The organism is Pannonibacter sp. SL95, assembly GCF_026672425.1.
GTDB lineage: Bacteria > Pseudomonadota > Alphaproteobacteria > Rhizobiales > Stappiaceae > Pannonibacter.
The window spans coordinates 407,627-427,384 of the sequence record NZ_JAPPRC010000006.1 but is presented as its reverse complement, the minus strand read 5'-3'; the positions used below and the strand labels follow the sequence as shown (position 1 = coordinate 427,384).

Genomic DNA, 19,758 nt, shown 5'->3' with positions numbered 1-19,758 from the left:
TGCCGACACCTTGCTGATTCGCCAGAAAGCGGCCGGTGCAGTGTGTCAATTCCGGCTCTGGCGCGAATCGTAAAGCCCACCCGAGATGTGGACCGCCCCAGAACGGGACTCTCAAGATCCAAGTAATCCGCCATCTGCTGCAGCGCACAGTTAATATTGGGCGCCGCAGAATTAATGTCTCGTCAAAATGACGGATGAAGCACTTCACTGTTTCGCAAGAAAAAGTCGCTACACAGGAATGAGGATGCGGGCTGTGCGGTATCATGAACTTGAAGAATTGGTGGTGGGCATTGGTGGTAAGGAACAGATCGCTTTCACGAGCGATCGTTGCCCTTTTTATACCAATGCTTGCATTTGCGACTACGTTTGCCGCCTTCTGGTTGCTGCCACGCATTGGTGAGCTGCGGCTGCGCTCCGGGTCGTCGCTCTGGATTACAGACCTTGCCCTTGCACTTGTGGCGGGGGCGATTGCCGGCGGTGTCGCCTTTGCGCTGTGGCGGATCCGGCTTTTGCGCCAGGAAGCAGAGCGCCAGGAAGCGGCGGCCGTAGAGGCCATGGCACTTGCCCAGCACGATGCCCTGACCGGCCTGCCAAACCGGAGACGCCTCGAACAAGCCTTCCCCGCCATGGTGCATCTGCTGGATCCCGATCAACACCGGGCCGTCATGATGATGGATGTGGACGGGTTCAAGCCAGTCAACGATGTCTACGGTCACAGCTTCGGCGATGAACTCCTGCGGGAATTCGCAAGCCGGCTTGTGGAAACCGTCGGCGATGAAGGGCTGGTGGCCCGTCTCGGCGGCGATGAATTCGCGATCGTTACCCCGATCCTGGAGAACAAGGACGCAGCCACGGGCATTGCCCGTCGGCTGCTTAATCGTATTCAGGAGCCCTTCGTTCTCGGAGAGCGGCAGGTAACGGTCAGCTCCGGGATCGGCATTGCGGTGTTCCCGGACAATGGCTATTCCATCGTCGAGCTGCTGCGCCGCGCCGACGTTGCCCTGTACCGGGCAAAGACATCGGGACGGGCGACCTTCCGCTTCTTCGAGGTGGAGATGGACGCGGCAATCCTGCATCGGACGCTGCTGGAGCAACGCCTGCGCGTGGCCATTGCGTCCAAGGCCATCGAGCCGCATTTCCAGCCGATCCTCGACCTCAAGACACGCCGGATTGTCGGATTCGAAGCGCTGGCGCGGTGGACCGACCGGGATTTCGGGACGGTTCCGCCGTCACAGTTCATCGCCATTGCGGAAGACTGCGGCCTGATGCCGGACCTGACCGAGCATCTGCTGACCTGCGCCTGCGCCCAGGCCATGACCTGGCCCAAGGACATGTATCTCTCGTTCAACATCTCGCCCGTGCAACTGCAGGACCGGATGCTGCCGCTGAAGGTCGTTTCCATCCTCGGACAATCAGGGCTTGATCCGCGCAGGCTGGAACTGGAGATCACCGAGAACTCGCTGGTGCGCGATCCGAAGGCCACCAAGGAAATCCTGGACCAGCTGTCCGACGTGGGAATCCGTATCGCGCTGGATGATTTCGGTACGGGGCATTCGAGCCTGCGCTACTTGCGCGAATTCCATATCGATACGCTGAAGATCGACCAGTCCTTTGTCGCCCGCATGTCCAGCGACCCGGAAAGCGCGGCCATCGTGCGGGCGATCCTTGGACTGTCACAGGGGCTGGGCATTGAAGCGGTCGCCGAAGGCATCGAGATGCTCGAACAGAGCGACGTGCTCAACACGGAAGGCTGCCGGTTCGGCCAGGGTTTCCTTTTCTCCGCCGCGATCCCGGGCACGGATGTGCAGCGGCTGATCGAAACCCTGTCGCCCAGCGAAGACCTGCGAGGGGCGACCAAGGACCTCGCCGACAAGTCTGCGGGCACCAGCCGCCGCAGCTCGATCAGCTGACCCGGTTACCAGCCGCCACCGCCGCCGCCGCCGCCACCGCCGCCCGAAAAGCCGCCGCCACCGCCGGATGATCCGGAGCTGGAGGAACTGGGGGCCGGGAGCGAGCTGGTGAAGGACGAGGACATCGCGTCCACCGTGCCGCCAAGGTCGCGGGCGATGCTGCCGGGATCGAAGCTGCCGCTGGTCCAGTGCGGATGATAGCTGGCCGCAGCTGCCGCCCCGGCCGCCGTGCCGAGCCAGACCTCGAAGGCCTCCGACCACGGCTCCTCCACGTCCAGCGCCACCGCATAGGGCAGCAGCGTTTCGAAGTGCTGAGGGCTCATCAGCGGCGCGCCGTCCATGTTCATGCGCTCGGCTTCGGCCACCTCCAGATACATGCGCAGGCCCTCGATCTCGTCGAGCACCTGGCGGCCAAGCGCGGTTGGTGCGCCCATCAGGCGGAAGAACAGATAGTTGACCGCCAGCAGCAGCGCCGCCAGCAGCGGTAACAGCGGCGCATCCGTCACCTTTGACAGGTTGGCGTGACCGATCCCGAGATAGATGGCAGCGCCAATGGCGAAACTGAGGAAGACGGCGGACAGGCGCGAGGACAGGGATGCCCGGCGTTTCAGGGCCTTTCCGATCCGGACGGCGACAAGGCTGACGAAGCCGGCGCCGGCCACGACCGGCACAAGCAGGATCATGTCGATTTCAGTAATTCGGCCAAAGAAGATGATCGAGGCCGCAGTGAGCACGCTGAGCACCACGCCAATGACCAGGAAGCCGGTGTTGTGCCGGAAATAGGCGTCCTGGCCATCCTGCTCGACCGAGGTGCGGAACAGCTGGCCAAGCTTCAAAACGGCCTCGCCGTTGGCCTTGTCGATGGCCACCTCTCCGCCCCGACCGCGCAGCCATTTCAGCGTTACGGCCTCGTTGCGTGCCAGCTCGCCCTTGGCAGCGGCTTCGCCTTCGACGGCAGCCAGCCGCAGCGCGCCGTCCGTGGTGTCGAGCCGGATGAAATCCTTCACGGCAAGATTGAGACAGGCCGCCGTCAGGGCGCGCCAGCCGCCATCGGAAAAGCCGCGCTGCACGATGTAGTGAACCAGCGCCGGCGACAGGCCCTGTGGCGGCTCGAAGCGGGGAAAGATCACGCCCGGCTTCGGATCACGGCCAACGCGCCACCAGGTCAGCGTGTAATAGACCAGCACGATCAGGATGCCGCCGCCGCCGAAGATCTCGTTGCGGAAGTCGGACAGATAGTAGAGCAGCGCCTGTGTCTCGGTTGGCGGGGCAATGACGCCCTTGTCGACGCCGACGACAACTGTCAGGCCTTCGCCAGCCTTCAGCGGCCGGGTGGTGGAGAAGACGACGGCCTGCCCGCCGTTCTCCACATAGGCGGCGTAGTCGGTGCCATCGGCGCCATAGGGACCGGTGTAGGCGGTCCAGTCCAGCGCGCTTGCACCCTCCGGCAGCACCACGCGGGCGGTTGCCTGATCGATCGGGAAGGCCCACTCATTCCCTGTGGCGTTCCAGTAGATCTCGTCGGCCTCGCCAAAGAAGCGGATCTGACGGGTGGTGTCATAGACAATGCGGTAGGTGTAGCGTCTGGGCGCCAGAAATACACTTTCCTGGCCGATCAGGATGCGCACGCCGCTGTCGCTGGAGTTGACCTGATAGGGCTCATCCTCTCCATCCCGCTGGACGGAGACGAGGTCAAATCCCGCCCGGGCGATGCGGCCGCCTTCCATCTCGAAAAGCAGCGGCACATCGCGGAAGATGCCGCGCTGGATTTGCTTGCCTTCCACCTGGACCTCGATCACCTCCGTCACGCGCAGGCTGCCGTCGCTGCTGGCGGCGATGGTCGAGGTGAAGCGGATGATGCGCTCCGCCGCAGTCACTGGCAGGAGCGTGCCCAGCATCAGCACCGTGAGCGAAACGAGAAACGCGGCAAGACGCGAGGCCGAGAGCAAGCGCATGGCGGGACCTGTCAGAATGAGACCTTGGGCAGCGCGCGGTCGGCCGGGTCCTCGATCTCGAAATACTCCGCCTTGGTGAAGCCGAACTTGCCCGCGACCAGATTGGACGGGAAGCTCTCGACCATGACGTTGAGGCCGCGCACGGCACCGTTGTAGTAGCGCCGCGCCATCTGCAACGTGTCCTCGACCTTGTCGAGCGCCGCCTGCAGCTCGCGGAAATTGTCGCTGGCCTTCAGGTCGGGATAGGCCTCGGCGACGGCCATGAGGCGGCCGAGGGCCTGGGAAATCTGGCCTTCGACCGCAGCGCGGCCGGCGATGTCGCCGGGCGATACACGCGACGCCGCCGTGCGCAGCTCGGTGACCGCCTCGAGCGAGGCCTTCTCATGGCTGGCATAGCCCTTGACCGTCTCGACGAGGTTGGGAATGAGATCGGACCGGCGCTTCAGCTGCACGTCGATGCCGCTCCAGCCTTCCTCGACCATCTGCCGCTTCTTCACGAGGCCGTTGTAGAGCGCAATGAGATAGAGCGTGGCGGCAACCAGTGCCGCAATGACAATCCAGAACCCCATGACGGCTTCTCCAGGCGAGACCAAATCCCGGCGTGACGCTATCGCCTGACGCTGCAGATGTCATCCGTGGTGATGCTGGTGTGTGCCCTGGAGCAAATTGTGGCGGCGGTCAGGACCATGCCTGACGTTTGCACGAAAGCTTGCTCCGTCCTTGGCGGTCATCCCCGCCTTGTGCGGGGATCCCCCAACGAACTCAGGACTGGCCGATATGGTATGGATCCCCGCACAGGGCGGGGATGACCGCGGAGAGTATGGCCCTGCCCAGAATGCCAGCAATCAGCCTTCGTAGCCGACGCCGCCGGCGCGGGTTTCGAGGAAGGCGGCGCCGCAGGCCTTGGCGAGTTCACGGACGCGCAGGATGTAGCTCTGGCGTTCGGTGACCGAAATGACGCCGCGCGCGTCCAGAAGGTTGAAGGCGTGGCTGGCCTTGATGCACTGGTCATAGGCCGGCAGCACCATCTGGTGCACATCCGCGCCGATCGCGTCGCGTGCCGCAGCACCGGCAGCCAGAAGGCGGCGGCACTCTTCCTCGGCGTCGCGGAAGTGGCGGAACAGGAGTTCGGTGTCGGCGTGTTCGAAGTTATGGCGGGAATATTCCTGCTCGGCCTGCAGGAAGACATCGCCATAGGTGATCTTCTCGGCGCCTTCGCGGCCGTTGTAGTTCAGGTCGTAGACGTTATCGACGCCCTGGATATACATGGCGAGACGCTCGAGGCCATAGGTGAGTTCGCCCGAGACCGGCGAGCACTCGAACCCGGCGACCTGCTGGAAGTAGGTGAACTGCGACACTTCCATGCCGTCGCACCAGCATTCCCAGCCAAGGCCCCAGGCGCCCAGGGTCGGGCTTTCCCAGTCGTCCTCGACGAAGCGCACGTCATGCAGCGTCGGGTCGAGACCGATGGCGTAGAGGCTGTTGAGGTAGAGCTGCTGCAGGTTTTCCGGCGACGGCTTCAGGATCACCTGGAATTGGTAATAGTGCTGCAGGCGGTTCGGGTTCTCGCCGTAACGGCCATCGGAGGGACGGCGCGAGGGCTGCACATAGGCCGCCTTCCAGGGACGGGGCCCGAGCGAGCGCAGCGTGGTTGCCGGATGGAACGTACCGGCGCCAACTTCCATGTCATAGGGCTGCAGCACGACGCAGCCCTGATCCGCCCAATAGCGCTGCAGGGTCAGGATCAGACCCTGGAAGGAGTTCTCAGGGCGCATGTGGGCCGGGATGGCTTCGTTCGACATGGGGCGGTTCCCGATTGCGAAAGGAGGGGCGGCCAAAGCCGCAGATATTTGGCCGGACAGGTGCCACGGGCGGCTGGCAAGGTCAAGGGCGGCGGTAAGGACCGGCTTATTTGCAAAAATCGCCCGCACAAACGTGGTGCGGATCACACCTTGTCGGCTTCCGGCTTCCCCCCCTCTATCGCGCCGGGCGACGTTACGTCACCTTCATTTCACCGGCCGCAGCAAGGTGCAGCCGGATCGGCGGGTGAGGAACCCGCAACCAGAGGAGAACACCATGATCCGCCCCGTTTTCTTGTCAGTCATTGCAAGTGCCGCCCTCATCGCCAGCGCCAGCCTGGCGGCTGCCCAGACGCACAGCAGCAACAACCAGAGCAGCAACACCTCGTCCTTTTCCGGCTCTGGCCCCCAGGGGGCCAATGACAGCGGCAACCCGGACAGCGCGCCGATCATCTGCGCGTCGCGCAGCTGCATGGACCAGCAGGCAGCGACATCCGGCCCGCGCACCCACGTGGTGACGCATGTGCCGAACCGCGAACCCCGCAAACCGCGCAAGCCGATCCCGATCCGCGAAAGCGAACGTTGCCAGGATCGCTGGATCCAGTGGCCGAATGGCCTCATCGTCAACGAGCGGGAATGTTTCCGCCCGCTCGAATTCATCCGCTGAATCGAACGACTCCAGCGGCAGCGCAAGGACAAGCCCCTTGCGCTGCTGCTGATCCCCGCCTATAACTTTGCTTGCGACAGGGGCGCCCCACAACCGGGGGCTGAGATGAACCCTTTGAACCTGAACCGGGTCATGCCGGCGGAGGAAGTCGTTTGCAGCACCTTGCAAACAGTACACGTGCAAACAGCACACGGGCACACAGAACACGTTCAGACAGAACAGGTGTCGACCGTGGTTTCCCGGTGAGCGGACTGGCGTTCGCTGTCCGGCCGGGACACATGGCATGCTGCACGCGCCTTTCCGCCGTCCTGAATCCCGCTTGCCGTGAGGACGAGGAATGACGTGCGGCTATCACCTTGCCGCCATGCGGGCGCGGCGTCCGTTGGTGCAGAACATCACCAATTTTGTGGCCATGCAGACCATGGCCAATGTGTTGCTTGCGGCCGGGGCTGTGCCAGCCATGGTGCATGCCGGGGAAGAGGCCGCAGAGTTTGCTGGCCTTGCGCAGGCCCTGACACTGAACACCGGCACACCCGAACCCGACTGGGTGGCGGCCATGGAGGCAGCTGCGCTGGTTGCCGGGCAGCGCGGCATTCCGCTTGTGCTTGATCCGGTCGCAGCCGGTGCAACCACCTATCGCCGCGAGATCAACACACGGCTCGCCCGACTGGTGCCTGGCATCCTGATCAAGGGCAATGCCTCGGAAATCCTCGCGCTGGCAGGCCGGGAGAGCGCCTCCCGGGGACCGGAAAGCGGCGATGATGTTGCCACGGCACAGCCGGCGGCCGTCGCGCTGGCAAGGGCGACCAAGGGGATCGTTGCCATGACCGGACCTGTCGATCTGGTGACGGATGGACGACGGCTGGCCCGGATCCACAACGGTACGGCGCTGATGACGCAGGTCACTGCACTCGGCTGTGCGCTAACCGGTGTTGTGGCGGCCTTTGCAGGAAGTGCCGAGGATCGCTTTCACGCAACAGTCGCAGCCCTCGCCTATTACGCAGTCGCCGGGCAGAAGGCTGGCGAGGCCTATCCCCTGCCGGGAAGCTTCGCCACCGGTTTCTTGAATGCCCTCAACGAGCTGACGCCGTCCCAGCTGGATGGCCTTGCTCATGTGGAGTTTGCCAATGCGCCGCTTTGACCTGTCCCTGTATCTCGTGACCGACGAAGTCCGGCGTCCTGGCCTGGAAGACGACGTGATCGCTGCCGTCCGGGGAGGCGTCAGCCTGGTGCAGCTGCGCGACAAGACCGCCCCGCATGCGGTGGTGGCAGACTTCGCCCGCAGGCTGAAGGCCCGGCTTGATCCGCTGCGTGTCCCATTGCTGCTGAATGACCGGGTGGAAGTGGCACGGATGATCGGTGCGGCCGGCGTGCACATCGGCACCCGCGACATGACCCCGGCCGAGGCGCGGCAGATGCTCGGACCGAACGCCATCATTGGCGTCTCGGTGTCCGAGCCTGGTCACCTTGGCCGGTTCGATCCGGCGGATGTGGATTATGTCGGCGTTGGCCCCGTGCATCCGACCCGGACGAAGCCGGACCACGCGGCCCCGATCGGATACGAAGGGCTGGCGCAGCTTTGTGCCACCTCCACCCTGCCCGCCGTCGCGATTGGCGGGTTGACCGCCAGCGATGCAGCCGGAATCCGGGCAGCGGGGGCCGCCGGCATGGCGGTGGTGTCCGCAATCCTTTCGGATGGCGACCCGGAAGAGGCCGCACGCCGGTTGCGCCTCGCGTGGGACGAAACAGCTGTGCTGGCGGCCGAGTAGATCACGACCTGGACGGGGCGCTTTCACCCGGGACAAGTCCCGGCGCGGAGGGGGCAGGCCTGTCGGCCTGGGTCGCTCCGCAGCCCGGCTCAGGCGTCGCCCTGCGGGCGGTAGCGGCCGGTGGACGGATCCTGCTCCAGACGCACCGGCGCATCGTCGGACCGCCGGGCGGCCTCGGACAGGCGCGCCTCGACGCGGTTCATTTCGCGGCGGACGATCTTGAACGCGGCAAAGCCGGCAGCGCCCAGGAGGGCCAGTCCCCACAGCGGTGGCATGTCAGTTGTCTCCTGTCAGGCTTACAGCCCGTAGCGGGCCCACAAGGCCCGCGCCTCGACAGCCGACATCAGATCATCCGCATAGCCGGCCGGCAAGAGGGAGGCGGCAATACCGCCGCCACCCCGGCGACCGAAAAACCCACGCGGCGGATTGACGAGACGGGCCTCGGCCTTGTCGCCGAACTTCTCGCGCAGCACGGAGCGCAGGTCGCCCTCGCGGTCGGCAAGGCCAAGCGCCACGGCGCTGCGACCGGTCCAGAACTGGCCGGAAAAGAGATCCGGATGGTCCTTGAGCCGCGCACCGCGACGGTCCTTGACCAGGGTGATGAAGACGTCGTGGATCTCGGTCTGCAACGTCTTGATGTGGGCGATCTCTTCCGGGTTCTCAGGCTTGAACGGGTCGAGCTGCGACTTGTTGGTGCCAGCGGTATAGACGCGGCGTTCGACCCCCAGCTTTTCGATCAGACCGGTCATGCCGAAGCCCGCAAAGATCACGCCAATCGAGCCGACGATGGACGAGGGATCGACGATGATCTCGTCGCCTGCGACCGCGATCATGTAGCCGCCGGATGCGGCCACATCCTCGACGAAGACGAGGACCTTCTTGTCATGCTCGCGGGCAAGGTCGCGGATACGCTTGGTGATCAGCCGGGCCTGGACGGCAGAGCCGCCGGGCGAGTTGATCACCAGCGCGACAGCCGGGGCCTGCTTCATCCGGAACGCCCGTTCGAGCGGTTGGGCCACATGCGCAAGGTTCAGGCCGGGGCGGGTCAAACCTCCGTTGTCGATGACGCCCTGCAGGCGCACAACGGGGATAACTGGCCGCGAGCGGCCCGAAAGAGCCCGGACCTTGTCGGCAAGCATTTGAAACATCAGGTGTCTCCCTGGAGGAACTGATCCTGCATGTCTAACTGGTGCGCGCCGGCAGCCAGAACAAGATGATGGTGGCGATGAACCGTCAGGAGGCTTCGCGGGCCGCCTTCTGCGTCCGCGCGGCGAGATCCCGGACGGCTTCCCAGTTCAGGCGAACGCCTGCCTCGTCGCCTTCCCGACGCATGATCTGGCCAACGAGGGCACGGGGCATGCCCAGGACGCGGATGATGATCTCGTCCGGCAGCTTGCTCAGCCCCTCCGCCGCGACCCGGCAACCGGACTTCGAGGCGTCAATGATGCGCCCGGTGACGCGGATATTGCCATCCCGATCGCTCATGACAATCGGCAGCGACACGGGCTTGCGTGGTTCCTGGCGGCGGCTTACGCCGGCATCGGTCTGGGCGGCGGAAAAGACGATGGCCGCATCATTGCCGGTGATCGACGTGACGGTGGCCGCGCGCAGATACATCTCCGACCCGACGCGGATCCCGATCGACTTGCCGAGCAGCTGGATGTTGTCGGATGTCAGGCGGCAGCCCCATTGGCTGACGTTGCTCATCTCGGCTTCGATGCAGGTGAGGCGGTCGACGTCAAACACCTGCACCTTTTCCGTCACCGGCGCTTCCTTGGGAACGCTGACGGCGTGGCTGCGGTGGACAGAGAATGCGCTCGTGCTCATTGGCAAATTCCAAAGGGGAATCCTAAAATTTGACAATACTTAGCTAGCGATCTGAATCTTAAAAAAGCGTTGGAGTTGTTCAAACAATTTTATTCAACCGTCGAAAATTCAGTCTGCAAGAACTTTGCGCAACGCCAGGAAGTCGCGCCAGGCAAGGCGCTTTTCGAGCGGGCTGCGCAGGAGATAGGCCGGGTGATAGGTGGCAATCGCCCGGATCTTGCGCCGGCCGGTATCATAATCCATCCAGCGTCCACGCATCTTGCGGATACCATCCGTTGCACCAGTGAGTGCCTTGGCGGAGGCAGCCCCCAGGAAAACAAGCACGTCCGGATCGACCAGCTCGATCTGGCGGGCAATGAACGGGCGGCAGATTTCGGTTTCCTGCGGCGTCGGCGTGCGGTTGCCAGGCGGACGCCAGGGCACGACATTGGCGATGTACACCGAGGACCGGTCCAGCTTGATCGCGGCCAGCATGCGGTCGAGCAGCTTGCCGGAGCGGCCGACAAAGGGCAGACCGGTGGCATCTTCCTCGGACCCCGGCGCTTCTCCGACGAGCATGATGCGGGCGGCCGGATTGCCATCGGCAAAGACCAGCGACTTGGCCGTCAGATGCAGGTTGCAGCCCTGGAATGCGGCAAGGCAGGCCCTGAGCTCTTCCAGAGTTGCAGCCGTACGTGCTGCCTCGCGGGCAGAACGCACCGCATCCTCGCCGGGGATCACGGCTCCCGACATGGCCGCCAACGGGGAAGACGGCGGGGCAGACTGCGGGGCAACGCTCGCCTGCCGTGGCTGCGACAGCGAAGGAAGGTTCAAGGGCGGCGGCGCCAGTCCCTGACCGCGTGCCGGCGCGGTCCCGGGCATCGGCTGCGGCGACGGGGCAGATTGCGGCCGCCGGGCTTCAAGCTCGGACTGGGCAAAGCGGTCAACCGGATCGGCATCGATGAATGCGTCGACGCCGGCAGCTTGCAGGAACTCCAGCAAGGCCTCGACGTGGCGGGCATTCAGGGCGGCAGGCGCGGAACCGATCATGGCGGCACTTTATCCACTCACCTCACAAAGACAACCGCGCTGGCCGATCATCACCACTGTTCACTGGCCTGGCGCGCACGGAATGCCCGCATGCCGGTCCAGCGGCAGGATATGTCGCCAATCGCCTTGCGCCGCGCAACAAACTGTGCTTTACGCTTACGTAAACGTAACTCTCACCTCTGCGCGAAAGGAGCAATTGCGAGGGCTTTGCCCCTGCTCTAATAGAGGTCTGACGAGAGTGGAATGAGGACGGACAGCGGGACACCTGCGGCGCTGTCCACCGCGGCCCCGGCGCAACCGAGGGGCTGCCGCCAGAGGGAGAACACGAATGACGGATATGCTGGAGCTGCCTGAGCGCGAAAGCATGGATTTCGACGTGGTGATCGTCGGTGCCGGCCCCGCCGGTCTTGCCGCCGCCATCCGTCTGAAGCAGATCGCCCTGGAAAAGGGGGAAGAGCTGTCCGTTGTCGTGCTGGAAAAAGGCTCGGAAGTCGGCGCGCATATCCTGTCCGGCGCCGTGATCGACCCGATCGGGCTCGACAAGTTGCTGCCGGACTGGCGCAGCGAGGACACGCCGATCAAGACTTCGGTCACCGATGACCATTTCCTTCTGCTGGGTCCTGCCGGCGGCATCCGCCTGCCGAACTTCCTGATGCCGAAGCTGATGAACAACCACGGCAACTACATTGTCTCGCTGGGCAATGTGTGCCGCTGGCTCGCCGGAAAGGCGGAAGAGCTGGGCGTGGAAATCTACCCGGGCTTTGCCGCCGCCGAAGTGCTCTATGACGACGAGGGCAAGGTGGTGGGTGTTGCCACCGGCGACATGGGCATCAGCCGCAACGGCGAACCGAACCACAACTTCACCCGCGGCATGGAGCTGCGCGGCAAGTATGTGCTGATCGGCGAAGGCGTGCGTGGCTCGCTGGCCAAGCAGCTGATCTCGAAGTTTGCCCTCGACCGGGACAGCGACGTGCCGAAATTCGGCATCGGCATCAAGGAGCTGTGGCAGATCGACCCGGCCAAGCACAAGCTGGGCCTGGTGCAGCATTCCTTCGGCTGGCCGCTGGACATGAAGACCGGTGGCGGCTCGTTCCTGTATCATCTGGAAGACAACCAGGTGGCCGTCGGCTTCGTGCTGCACCTGAACTACCAGAACCCCTACATCTCGCCCTTCGAGGAATTCCAGCGCTTCAAGACGCATCCGGCGATCCGCGAGACCTTCGAGGGCGGCAAGCGCCTTGCCTATGGTGCCCGCGCCATTACGGAAGGCGGCTACCAGTCGGTGCCGAAGCTGTCGTTCCCCGGCGGCCTCCTGATCGGCTGCTCGGCCGGTTTCGTCAACGTGCCGCGCATCAAGGGCTCGCACAACGCCATGCTGTCCGGCATGCTGGCGGCAGAAGAGGTGATGGCCGCACTCGGACGTGGTGAGGCCAACAGCGAGCTGACGCATTTCGACACCGCCTGGCGCGAGAGCGAAATCGGCGCGGACCTGAAGAAGGTGCGCAACGTCAAGCCGCTGTGGTCACGCTTCGGCACCATCCTCGGCGTCGGCCTCGGCGGGCTCGACATGTGGACCAACGAGCTGTTCGGCTTCTCCTTCTTCGGCACGCTGAAGCACGGCAAGACCGATGCCCAGAGCCTGAAGCCGGCCAAGGATTGCAAGAAGATCGACTATCCGAAGCCGGATGGCGTCATCTCCTTCGACAAGCTGTCCTCGGTGTTCCTGTCGAACACCAACCACGAGGAAGACCAGCCGATCCACCTCAAGGTGGGCGACCTGGCGCTGCAGAAGGCGTCGGAGCATGACGTCTTTGCCGGCCCGTCCAACCGGTACTGCCCGGCTGGCGTGTACGAGTGGATCGAGGAAGGCGAAGGCGCACCGCGGTTCCAGATCAACGCGCAGAACTGCGTCCACTGCAAGACCTGCGACATCAAGGACCCGAACGGCAACATCACCTGGACCGTGCCGGAAGGCTCCGGCGGGCCGAACTACCCGAACATGTGAGGCTTACACACGGTCATCCCCGCCCTGTGTGGGGATCCAGCGGTTTATTGAAGCGTCGCGACCGGTGCACTGCCGGATGGATCCCCGCATAAAGCGGGGATGACAGCAGATAGACGTTTTCCCTTCAGCACCAGACACCCCCACCGACCGTCATCCCCGCCCCCGTGCGGGGATCCAGCGGCTTGTTGAAGCGTCGCGACCGGTGGCACTGCCGGATGGATCCCCGCATAAAGCGGGGATGACCGCAGAGGGACGCTTTCCCTTCAGCACCAGACACCCCACCGACCGTCATCCCCGCCCCCGTGCGGGGATCCAGCGGCTCGTTGAAGTGTTGCGACCGGGGGCATTGCCGGATGGATCCCCGCATAAAGCGGCGATGATCGGAGCGTAAGGTTATTAACTGCGAGGCGAAACCGCTGACCGGTTCCCTCACGCCTGGCGCAGTTTGCCGCGTTTCAGGTGTTCGTCGAGGCGGGGCATGATTTCCACGAAGTTGCAGGGCATGTGGCGGTAGTCGAGCTGCCACTTGAGGATGCCGTCCCAGGCGTCCTTGCAGGCTCCGGGCGATCCTGGCAGGACGAAGATGTAGGTCGCCCCAGCAACCCCGCCCGTGGCGCGGGACTGGATCGTCGAGGTGCCGATCTTGTCGTAGGAAATGCGGTGGAACACTTCGGAGAAGCCGTCCATCCGCTTCTCGAACAAGGGCTCGATCGCCTCGGGCGTGACATCGCGGCCGGTAAAGCCCGTGCCGCCTGTCGAGATGATGACGTCGACGCCCTCTGCCGCGATCCACTCGCGGACGGCAGCCCTGATTTCCTCCACTTCGTCGCGGACAATGCGGCGATCAGCCAGATGGTGCCCCGCGCCAGTCAGACGCTCGACCAGCGTCGTGCCCGAGCGGTCGCCTTCAAGGTCGCGCGTGTCGGACACGGTCAGCACCGCGATGTTGAGAGGGACAAAGGGACGGCTTTCATCAATGCGGTTCATGGGGGCACACTCCCGGCGGGTCATGATCCAGAGATAGGCCAGCCGGCGCAGCAGCGCCAGTGCGCCAACCAGCGCAGTGCCATGTCAGGATCAAATCGGAAGGCGACCGAAAATTACCAACAGTCACTGCCCAGGGATTTTTTGCGTCTTTTAGGTCAGCAATATTGACGCATCCTTGCGCCTGTGGTTCTGTCTCACTGGCCGGCACCGACACCACACCAGGCGCCGCTGAAAACAATAAATGGACCGAGAACCCTCATGCTGAACTGGGAGCACATCTTCGCCACGCGCGCGACCCGTATGCGCGCATCCGAAATCCGCGAGCTCTTGAAGCTCCTCGACCGGCCGGAGATCATCTCCTTTGCTGGCGGCATCCCGGACCCGGCGCTGTTTCCCGCCCAGGTATTTGCAGACGCCTACACCAAGGTCCTGACGGGACCGTCGGCCGGAACGGCGCTGCAATATGCCGTCAGCGAGGGCAATCTGGCCCTGCGCACCTGGCTGGCCAGCTACATGGCCGGCCTCGGCGTGACCTGTGACGCCTCGAACATCATCATCACCTCCGGCTCGCAGCAGGCGCTGGACTATATCGGCAAGCTGTTCCTGTCGCCGGGCGACACCGCGCTGGTCAACTGGCCGACCTATCTTGGCGCGCTGCAGGCGTTCAACGCCTATGAGCCGCGCTACGACCGCCTGATCCCGCTGGGCAACCGCCCGGCCGAGGACTTCGCCTCTGCGGCAAGGGATGCTGGCGGCGAAGTTAAATTCGCCTATGCCTCGGCTGACTTCGCCAACCCGACCGGCGAGACGCTGGACCGGGCAACGCGCGAGAAGATCCTCGACCTTGCCGACACGCTGGACATTGCCGTCATCGAGGACGCGGCCTATCAGTCGCTGCGCTATGACGGCGAGGCAATCCCGCCGATGCTGGCGCTGGACATCGCCCGCAAGGGACACATCAACGACACCCGCGTGCTCTACTGCGGCTCCTTCTCCAAGACCCTGTCGCCGGGCCTGCGCGTGGGCTGGATCTGCGCCGCCGCACCGGTGATCTCGAAGATCGTGCTGCTGAAACAGGCCGCCGACCTCAACACCTCCACCATCAACCAGATGGTGCTGGCCGATGTGGCCGAGACCTATTTCGACACCCAGGTGGCGACGATCAAGGCGGCCTATCGCGCCCGCCGCGATGCCATGCTGAAGGCCCTGGCCACCCACATGCCGGCGGGCTGCAGCTGGTCGAAGCCGGATGGCGGCATGTTCGTCTGGGTGACCGTGCCGGAAGGCCTCGACGGCGCGACGCTTCTGGCCCGCTCACTGGAAAGCGTGAAGGTTGCCTTCGTGCCGGGCCGTGCCTTCTTTGCCGATGGCTCGGGCGGCAACACCCTGCGCCTCAGCTTCTCCTGCGCCAACGAAGCGCAGATCGAGGAAGGCATCTCCCGCCTCGGCAAGCTGCTCAAGGAAGCCATCGCCGGGCTTTGAAAATGCCGGGCCGGGCTTGTCCCGGCCCTCGCCCGCCCTCATCTGCCCGTCATGACGGGGTGCGACAACAGTCGGACGGGAGGGCGTTGGCATGAACTGGACCGAGAGCCTTGATCAGTATTGCGAGCGGCTTGATGCCTCGTTCTGGGCCGAGCCGCTCAATGCCGTGACCAATGCGGCATTCCTTGTGGCGGCAGCGCTGGCGCTGCGGATCTGGCTGCAGCGGGCCCCAAAGGACTGGAGCGCGCTGGCGCTCATCGGCGTGGTGACGGCAACCGGGATCGGATCCTTCCTGTTCCACACCTATGCCAACCGCTGGTCGATGCTGGCGGATGTGATCCCCATCGCCATTTTCATCCACCTCTATCTGTTTCTTGCCCTGCGCCGCTTCATCGGTGCCGGAGTGGTCGTCGCCGGCGGCACGACAGCGCTGTTTCTCGTCGCATCGCCCTTCATCGGCAGGCTGGCCGCGCCGCTGGTCGGATCATCGGCCGGGTATCTGCCGGCGCTGGCGGCGATTTTCGTGGTGGGAGCGCTGTGCCTTCGGCGCAGCCGGGACACGGCGCTCGGCCTTGTTGCGACCGGCGCGCTGTTCACCCTGTCGCTGACTTTCCGCACACTGGACGGCCCAGCTTGCAGCGCCCTGCCCTTCGGCACGCATTTTCTCTGGCACGTGTGCAACGCCGGCGTCCTGTTCCTGCTGATGTGGCTGTACATGCGGGCGGAGCCAGTGGGAGCCGCAGGCAAGACACATGGCGCTGCAACGGCTTAGGACAGACCGGTTCATGCCCTTTCCTGAGGTTCCGTTTGCGAAGAGGCTGGTCTAAGGTCTAAAGGATTGCTCCCGCGATGCCGTTACGCCATGGCTTGCGGGTGATGTTCAGGCAGGGCGGACCTGCCGCAGCGAGAGGCACCATGAGCGATACCAAGAAGGCCGGATCCGACCTCACCGAGGCCGCACTCTATTTCCACTCCCATCCGCGTCCGGGCAAGCTGGAGATCAAGCCGACCAAGCCGCTGGGCAACCAGCGCGACCTGGCGCTGGCCTATTCACCGGGTGTTGCTGCTCCCTGCCTTGAAATCGCCCGCGACCCCTCGACGGCTGCGCTCTACACCTCCCGCGCCAACCTTGTCGGCGTGATTTCCAACGGCACGGCCGTGCTGGGCCTTGGCGCCATCGGGCCGCTCGCCTCCAAGCCGGTGATGGAAGGCAAGGCCGTCCTGTTCAAGAAATTCGCCGGCATCGACGTGTTCGACATTGAAGTGGACGAGCTGGACGTTGACCGCTTCGTGGACGCGGTTGCCGCACTTGAGCCGACCTTCGGCGGCATCAACCTGGAAGACATCAAGGCGCCCGAATGCTTCCAGATCGAAGCCAAGCTGCGCGAGCGGATGAACATTCCGGTGTTCCACGACGACCAGCATGGCACGGCGATCATCGTCGGTGCGGCGGTGAAGAATGCGCTGGAGCTGGCCGGCAAGCCGATCGGCACCGTCAAGGTGGTGGCGTCCGGTGCGGGGGCGGCCGCGCTCGCCTGCCTCAACCTGCTGGTTTCGCTCGGCGTGAAGCGCGAGAATGTGTGGATCTCGGACATCGAGGGCGTGGTCTATGAGGGCCGCGAGGTCCTGATGGACCCGTGGAAGTCGATCTACGCCCAGAAGACCGACAAGCGCACGCTTGGCGAGATCATCGAGGGCGCCGATGTGTTCCTCGGCCTGTCAGCCGCCGGGGTGCTGAAGCCGGAGATGGTGGCCAAGATGGCGCCGCGCCCGCTGATCCTGGCGCTCGCCAACCCCAATCCGGAAATCCTGCCCGAGGATGCGCTTAGCGTCCGCGATGACGTGATGATGTGCACTGGGCGCTCGGACTATCCGAACCAGGTGAACAACGTTCTCTGCTTCCCCTACATCTTCCGCGGCGCGCTGGACGTGGGTGCGACGACGATCAACGAGGAAATGAAGCACGCCGCCGTGGCCGCCATCGCCGGCCTTGCCAAGGAAGAGCCCTCAGACGTGGCGGCGCGGGCCTATGGCGGCGTCAGCGAGACCTTCGGGCCGAAATACCTGATCCCCTCGCCGTTTGACCAGCGCCTGATCCTGCGCATCGCCCCGGCAGTTGCGCGCGCGGCGATGGAGACCGGCGTCGCGACGCGGCCGATCGCTGATTTCGAAGCCTATCAGGACGTGCTGAACCGCTTCGTGTTCCGCTCCGGCCTGGTGATGAAGCCGATCATCCAGGCGGCCATCCGAGAGCCGAAGCGCATCATCTATGCCGAAGGCGAGGATGAGCGCGTGCTGCGGGCAGCGCAGGTTCTGATCGAGGACAAGGTGGCCGTGCCGATCCTGGTCGGGCGTCCGGACGTGCTGAAGGCCCGCTGCGAGCGCTTCGGCCTGAAGATCCGGCCCGGCGTTGATTTCGAGTTCGTCAACCCGCAGGATGATCCGCGCTACCGCGACTATGTCGACGAGTATTTCGCCTGCGTTGGCCGCAAGGGCGTGCCGCATGACGCCGCGCGCACCATCGTGCGTACCAACTCCACCGTGATCGCGGCGCTGGCCGTGCGGCGCGGTGAAGCGGATGCCGCCATCTGTGGTCTTGAAGGGCGTTACATCCGGCATCTGCGGGACATCCGCCAGATCATCGGGGTGCGCGAAGGCGTGCAGGACCTGTCCGCCCTGTCGCTGCTCATCAACGACCGCGGCGCGCTGTTCCTGACCGATACGTTCGTGACCGTCGACCCTTGCGCAGCCGAGATCGCCGAGATGACGCGTCTGGCGGCCGAAGAAATCCGCCGGTTCGGCATCGAGCCCAAGGCGGCGCTGCTGGCAGCCTCCAACTTCGGCTCCCGGGAACTCGCCTCGGCCGAAAAGATGCGGGAAGCCCTCGACATCCTCTGGGCGGAAGCTCCGGAGCTGGAAGTCGATGGCGAGATGCACGGGGATTCGGCCCTCTCCGCCGCACTGCGCCAGCGTGTGATGCCGACAAGCCGGCTGAAGGGCGAGGCCAACCTGCTGGTGTTCCCGGCGCTGGACGCGGCGAACATTGCGCTCAACCTCCTCAAGGTGGCGACCGATGCCCTGCATGTCGGCCCAATCCTGCTCGGCACCGCCAAGCCGGCGCATATCCTGACGCCCTCCGTGACCTCTCGCGGCGTGGTCAACATGTCGGCGCTTGCCGTTGTGGAAGCGCAGAAGAAGACGCAGAGCGAGGTGGAGTGACACAGGCCTCTCCAGACCTCCCCTTGTGGGAGGGCTTGGGTGGGGGCCTCACTTGTTGACGACGGTGATCGCGCGGGAGCTTTGGGCAGAAGTTCAGCAGGGCGTTGTTGAGGACTTCAACAGGCCCGTGGCAGTCCACCGGATCGCAGCGCCCCTCTCCCCCCTTGAGGGGGAGATGTCTGCGTCAGCAGACAGAGGGGGGTGATGCAGCCTTTCCTGCAACGCTGTGCCAGAGGCGCGGCCCAATACCCCCCTCTGCCCCCTGCCGGGGGCATCTCCCCCTCAAGGGGGGAGAGGGTTTGAGACCATGCCAAGTGAAGTTTTTTGGCGGCAGGCAGGACGTGCGCGACAAAGCCGTGCCTGATCGCCGTGACCGCAGGTTTGTGCCGGAACCCATTGCATGAAAACCCCAAGCCTCTTCGACCTGCCCTTTGGTGACGCGCTGGATGCGAAGGCGGAAGCGCGGTTGGCGGAGGGGCTGGACGGGTTGCTTGCCGGGGTGGACGAGGCCGGGCGTGGGCCGTGGGCCGGGCCGGTGGTGACGGCGGCGGTAATCCTCGACTATGCGCGGTTGCCGGACGGACTGAATGATTCCAAGAAGCTGACCGAGGCGAAGCGTGAGGCGCTGTTCGAGGAGATTTGCGCCAGTGCCTGGGTGAGCTTTGCCAGCGCGTCTGCCGCAACCATCGACCGGGTCAACATCCGGGCGGCAACGCTCGGTGCCATGCGGCGGTCAGTGCAGGGCCTGGCCTTGCAGCCGCGGCATGTGGTGGTTGACGGGCGCGACGTGCCGCCGGGGCTCGGGATCGACGGCCAGGCCCTGATCAAGGGCGATGCCCGCTGTCTTGCCGTTTCGGCGGCTTCGATCGTGGCAAAGGTGGTCCGGGACAGGATGATGGTTGCCGCCGATGCGGAGTATCCAGGCTATGGATTTGCCGTGCACAAGGGCTATGGCGTGCCGGCGCATATGGCGGCCTTGCAGCGTCTCGGCCCCTGCCCGCTGCACCGCATGTCGTTCAAGCCGATTGCTGCACTGCTGGACGCGCGCTGAGCGCGGGCGGATACGCTCCAGAACCCTGACCGCAAAAAAACAAAAAAGCGGCCACAAG

General features: G+C 64.6%; 17 protein-coding genes and 1 riboswitch. Of the genes, 9 read left to right on the top strand and 8 right to left on the bottom strand.

Features of this window, described 5'->3' with window-relative positions; all coding sequences use genetic code 11:
- The first annotated feature begins 344 nt into the window (after window positions 1-344).
- Entirely contained in the window at window positions 345-1,910 is a 1,566-nt protein-coding gene (locus OVA12_RS19050; RefSeq protein ID WP_268140100.1) for a putative bifunctional diguanylate cyclase/phosphodiesterase, read from the top strand.
- A 5-nt stretch (window positions 1,911-1,915) separates the two neighbouring features.
- Here the strand turns inward: OVA12_RS19050 and OVA12_RS19045 are convergent, their stop codons facing one another.
- From OVA12_RS19045 to OVA12_RS19035, 3 genes are all read right to left on the bottom strand, one after another.
- A complete protein-coding gene (locus OVA12_RS19045) occupies window positions 1,916-3,865 on the bottom strand; it encodes a DUF2207 domain-containing protein (RefSeq protein ID WP_268140098.1) in 1,950 nt (649 codons plus the stop codon).
- A gap of 11 nt (window positions 3,866-3,876) precedes the next feature.
- Window positions 3,877-4,434 (bottom strand): LemA family protein, encoded by a 558-nt coding sequence (locus tag OVA12_RS19040; protein ID WP_268140096.1) that lies wholly within the window; start codon window positions 4,432-4,434, stop codon window positions 3,877-3,879.
- Between the two features lie 276 nt (window positions 4,435-4,710).
- On the bottom strand, window positions 4,711-5,640 hold the full coding sequence (locus OVA12_RS19035) for a glycine--tRNA ligase subunit alpha (protein WP_442793924.1): 930 nt from the start codon (window positions 5,638-5,640) through the stop codon (window positions 4,711-4,713).
- Window positions 5,641-5,941: 301 nt separating this feature from the next.
- Between OVA12_RS19035 and OVA12_RS19030 the strand changes: the two genes are divergently transcribed.
- The 3 genes from OVA12_RS19030 to thiE all read left to right on the top strand — a co-directional run bounded on the left by OVA12_RS19030 (window position 5,942) and on the right by thiE (window position 8,100).
- Window positions 5,942-6,331: a hypothetical protein gene (locus OVA12_RS19030; RefSeq protein WP_268140092.1), complete on the top strand. Its 390-nt coding sequence runs from the start codon at window positions 5,942-5,944 to the stop codon at window positions 6,329-6,331.
- Between the two features lie 68 nt (window positions 6,332-6,399).
- A riboswitch (TPP riboswitch) is annotated at window positions 6,400-6,495 on the top strand.
- 173 nt (window positions 6,496-6,668) lie between these two features.
- Window positions 6,669-7,472, top strand: coding sequence for a hydroxyethylthiazole kinase (thiM, locus tag OVA12_RS19025; protein WP_268140090.1), 804 nt, complete (start codon window positions 6,669-6,671; stop codon window positions 7,470-7,472).
- Complete coding sequence (gene thiE / locus OVA12_RS19020) at window positions 7,459-8,100, top strand: thiamine phosphate synthase (protein WP_268140088.1); 642 nt, start codon at window positions 7,459-7,461, stop codon at window positions 8,098-8,100. Before thiM ends, thiE begins: the two co-directional genes overlap by 14 nt.
- Before the next feature lie 89 nt (window positions 8,101-8,189).
- On the opposite strand, the gene OVA12_RS19015 is transcribed toward thiE, so the two are convergent.
- The 4 genes from OVA12_RS19015 to OVA12_RS19000 form a co-directional block, all read right to left on the bottom strand.
- The gene (locus tag OVA12_RS19015; RefSeq protein WP_268140086.1) at window positions 8,190-8,375 is read right to left on the bottom strand and encodes a hypothetical protein; all 186 of its coding nucleotides are present in this window, start codon (window positions 8,373-8,375) and stop codon (window positions 8,190-8,192) included.
- 21 nt (window positions 8,376-8,396) lie between these two features.
- On the bottom strand, window positions 8,397-9,248 hold the full coding sequence (locus OVA12_RS19010) for a S49 family peptidase (protein WP_268140084.1): 852 nt from the start codon (window positions 9,246-9,248) through the stop codon (window positions 8,397-8,399).
- Window positions 9,249-9,333: 85 nt separating this feature from the next.
- Window positions 9,334-9,927 carry a PilZ domain-containing protein gene (locus tag OVA12_RS19005; protein WP_268140082.1) on the bottom strand — a complete coding sequence of 198 codons (594 nt, stop codon included), beginning with the start codon at window positions 9,925-9,927 and terminating at the stop codon, window positions 9,334-9,336.
- A 108-nt stretch (window positions 9,928-10,035) separates the two neighbouring features.
- Window positions 10,036-10,956: a uracil-DNA glycosylase gene (locus tag OVA12_RS19000; protein ID WP_268140080.1), complete on the bottom strand. Its 921-nt coding sequence runs from the start codon at window positions 10,954-10,956 to the stop codon at window positions 10,036-10,038.
- 328 nt (window positions 10,957-11,284) lie between these two features.
- Between OVA12_RS19000 and OVA12_RS18995 the strand changes: the two genes are divergently transcribed.
- The gene (locus tag OVA12_RS18995; protein WP_268140078.1) at window positions 11,285-12,961 is read left to right on the top strand and encodes an electron transfer flavoprotein-ubiquinone oxidoreductase; all 1,677 of its coding nucleotides are present in this window, start codon (window positions 11,285-11,287) and stop codon (window positions 12,959-12,961) included.
- Between the two features lie 429 nt (window positions 12,962-13,390).
- Here the strand turns inward: OVA12_RS18995 and moaB are convergent, their stop codons facing one another.
- Entirely contained in the window at window positions 13,391-13,948 is a 558-nt protein-coding gene (gene moaB / locus OVA12_RS18990) for a molybdenum cofactor biosynthesis protein B (RefSeq protein ID WP_268140075.1), read from the bottom strand.
- A gap of 258 nt (window positions 13,949-14,206) precedes the next feature.
- On the opposite strand from moaB, the gene OVA12_RS18985 reads away from it, so the two are divergent.
- The 4 genes from OVA12_RS18985 (at window position 14,207) to OVA12_RS18970 (ending at window position 19,700) form a co-directional block, all read left to right on the top strand.
- Window positions 14,207-15,430, top strand: coding sequence for an aminotransferase-like domain-containing protein (locus tag OVA12_RS18985; RefSeq protein WP_268140073.1), 1,224 nt, complete (start codon window positions 14,207-14,209; stop codon window positions 15,428-15,430).
- Window positions 15,431-15,521: 91 nt separating this feature from the next.
- Window positions 15,522-16,202 carry a hypothetical protein gene (locus tag OVA12_RS18980; protein WP_268140072.1) on the top strand — a complete coding sequence of 227 codons (681 nt, stop codon included), beginning with the start codon at window positions 15,522-15,524 and terminating at the stop codon, window positions 16,200-16,202.
- 143 nt (window positions 16,203-16,345) lie between these two features.
- On the top strand, window positions 16,346-18,649 hold the full coding sequence (locus OVA12_RS18975) for an NADP-dependent malic enzyme (protein ID WP_268140070.1): 2,304 nt from the start codon (window positions 16,346-16,348) through the stop codon (window positions 18,647-18,649).
- 400 nt (window positions 18,650-19,049) lie between these two features.
- Window positions 19,050-19,700: a ribonuclease HII gene (locus tag OVA12_RS18970; protein WP_268140068.1), complete on the top strand. Its 651-nt coding sequence runs from the start codon at window positions 19,050-19,052 to the stop codon at window positions 19,698-19,700.
- Window positions 19,701-19,758 lie beyond the last annotated feature (58 nt).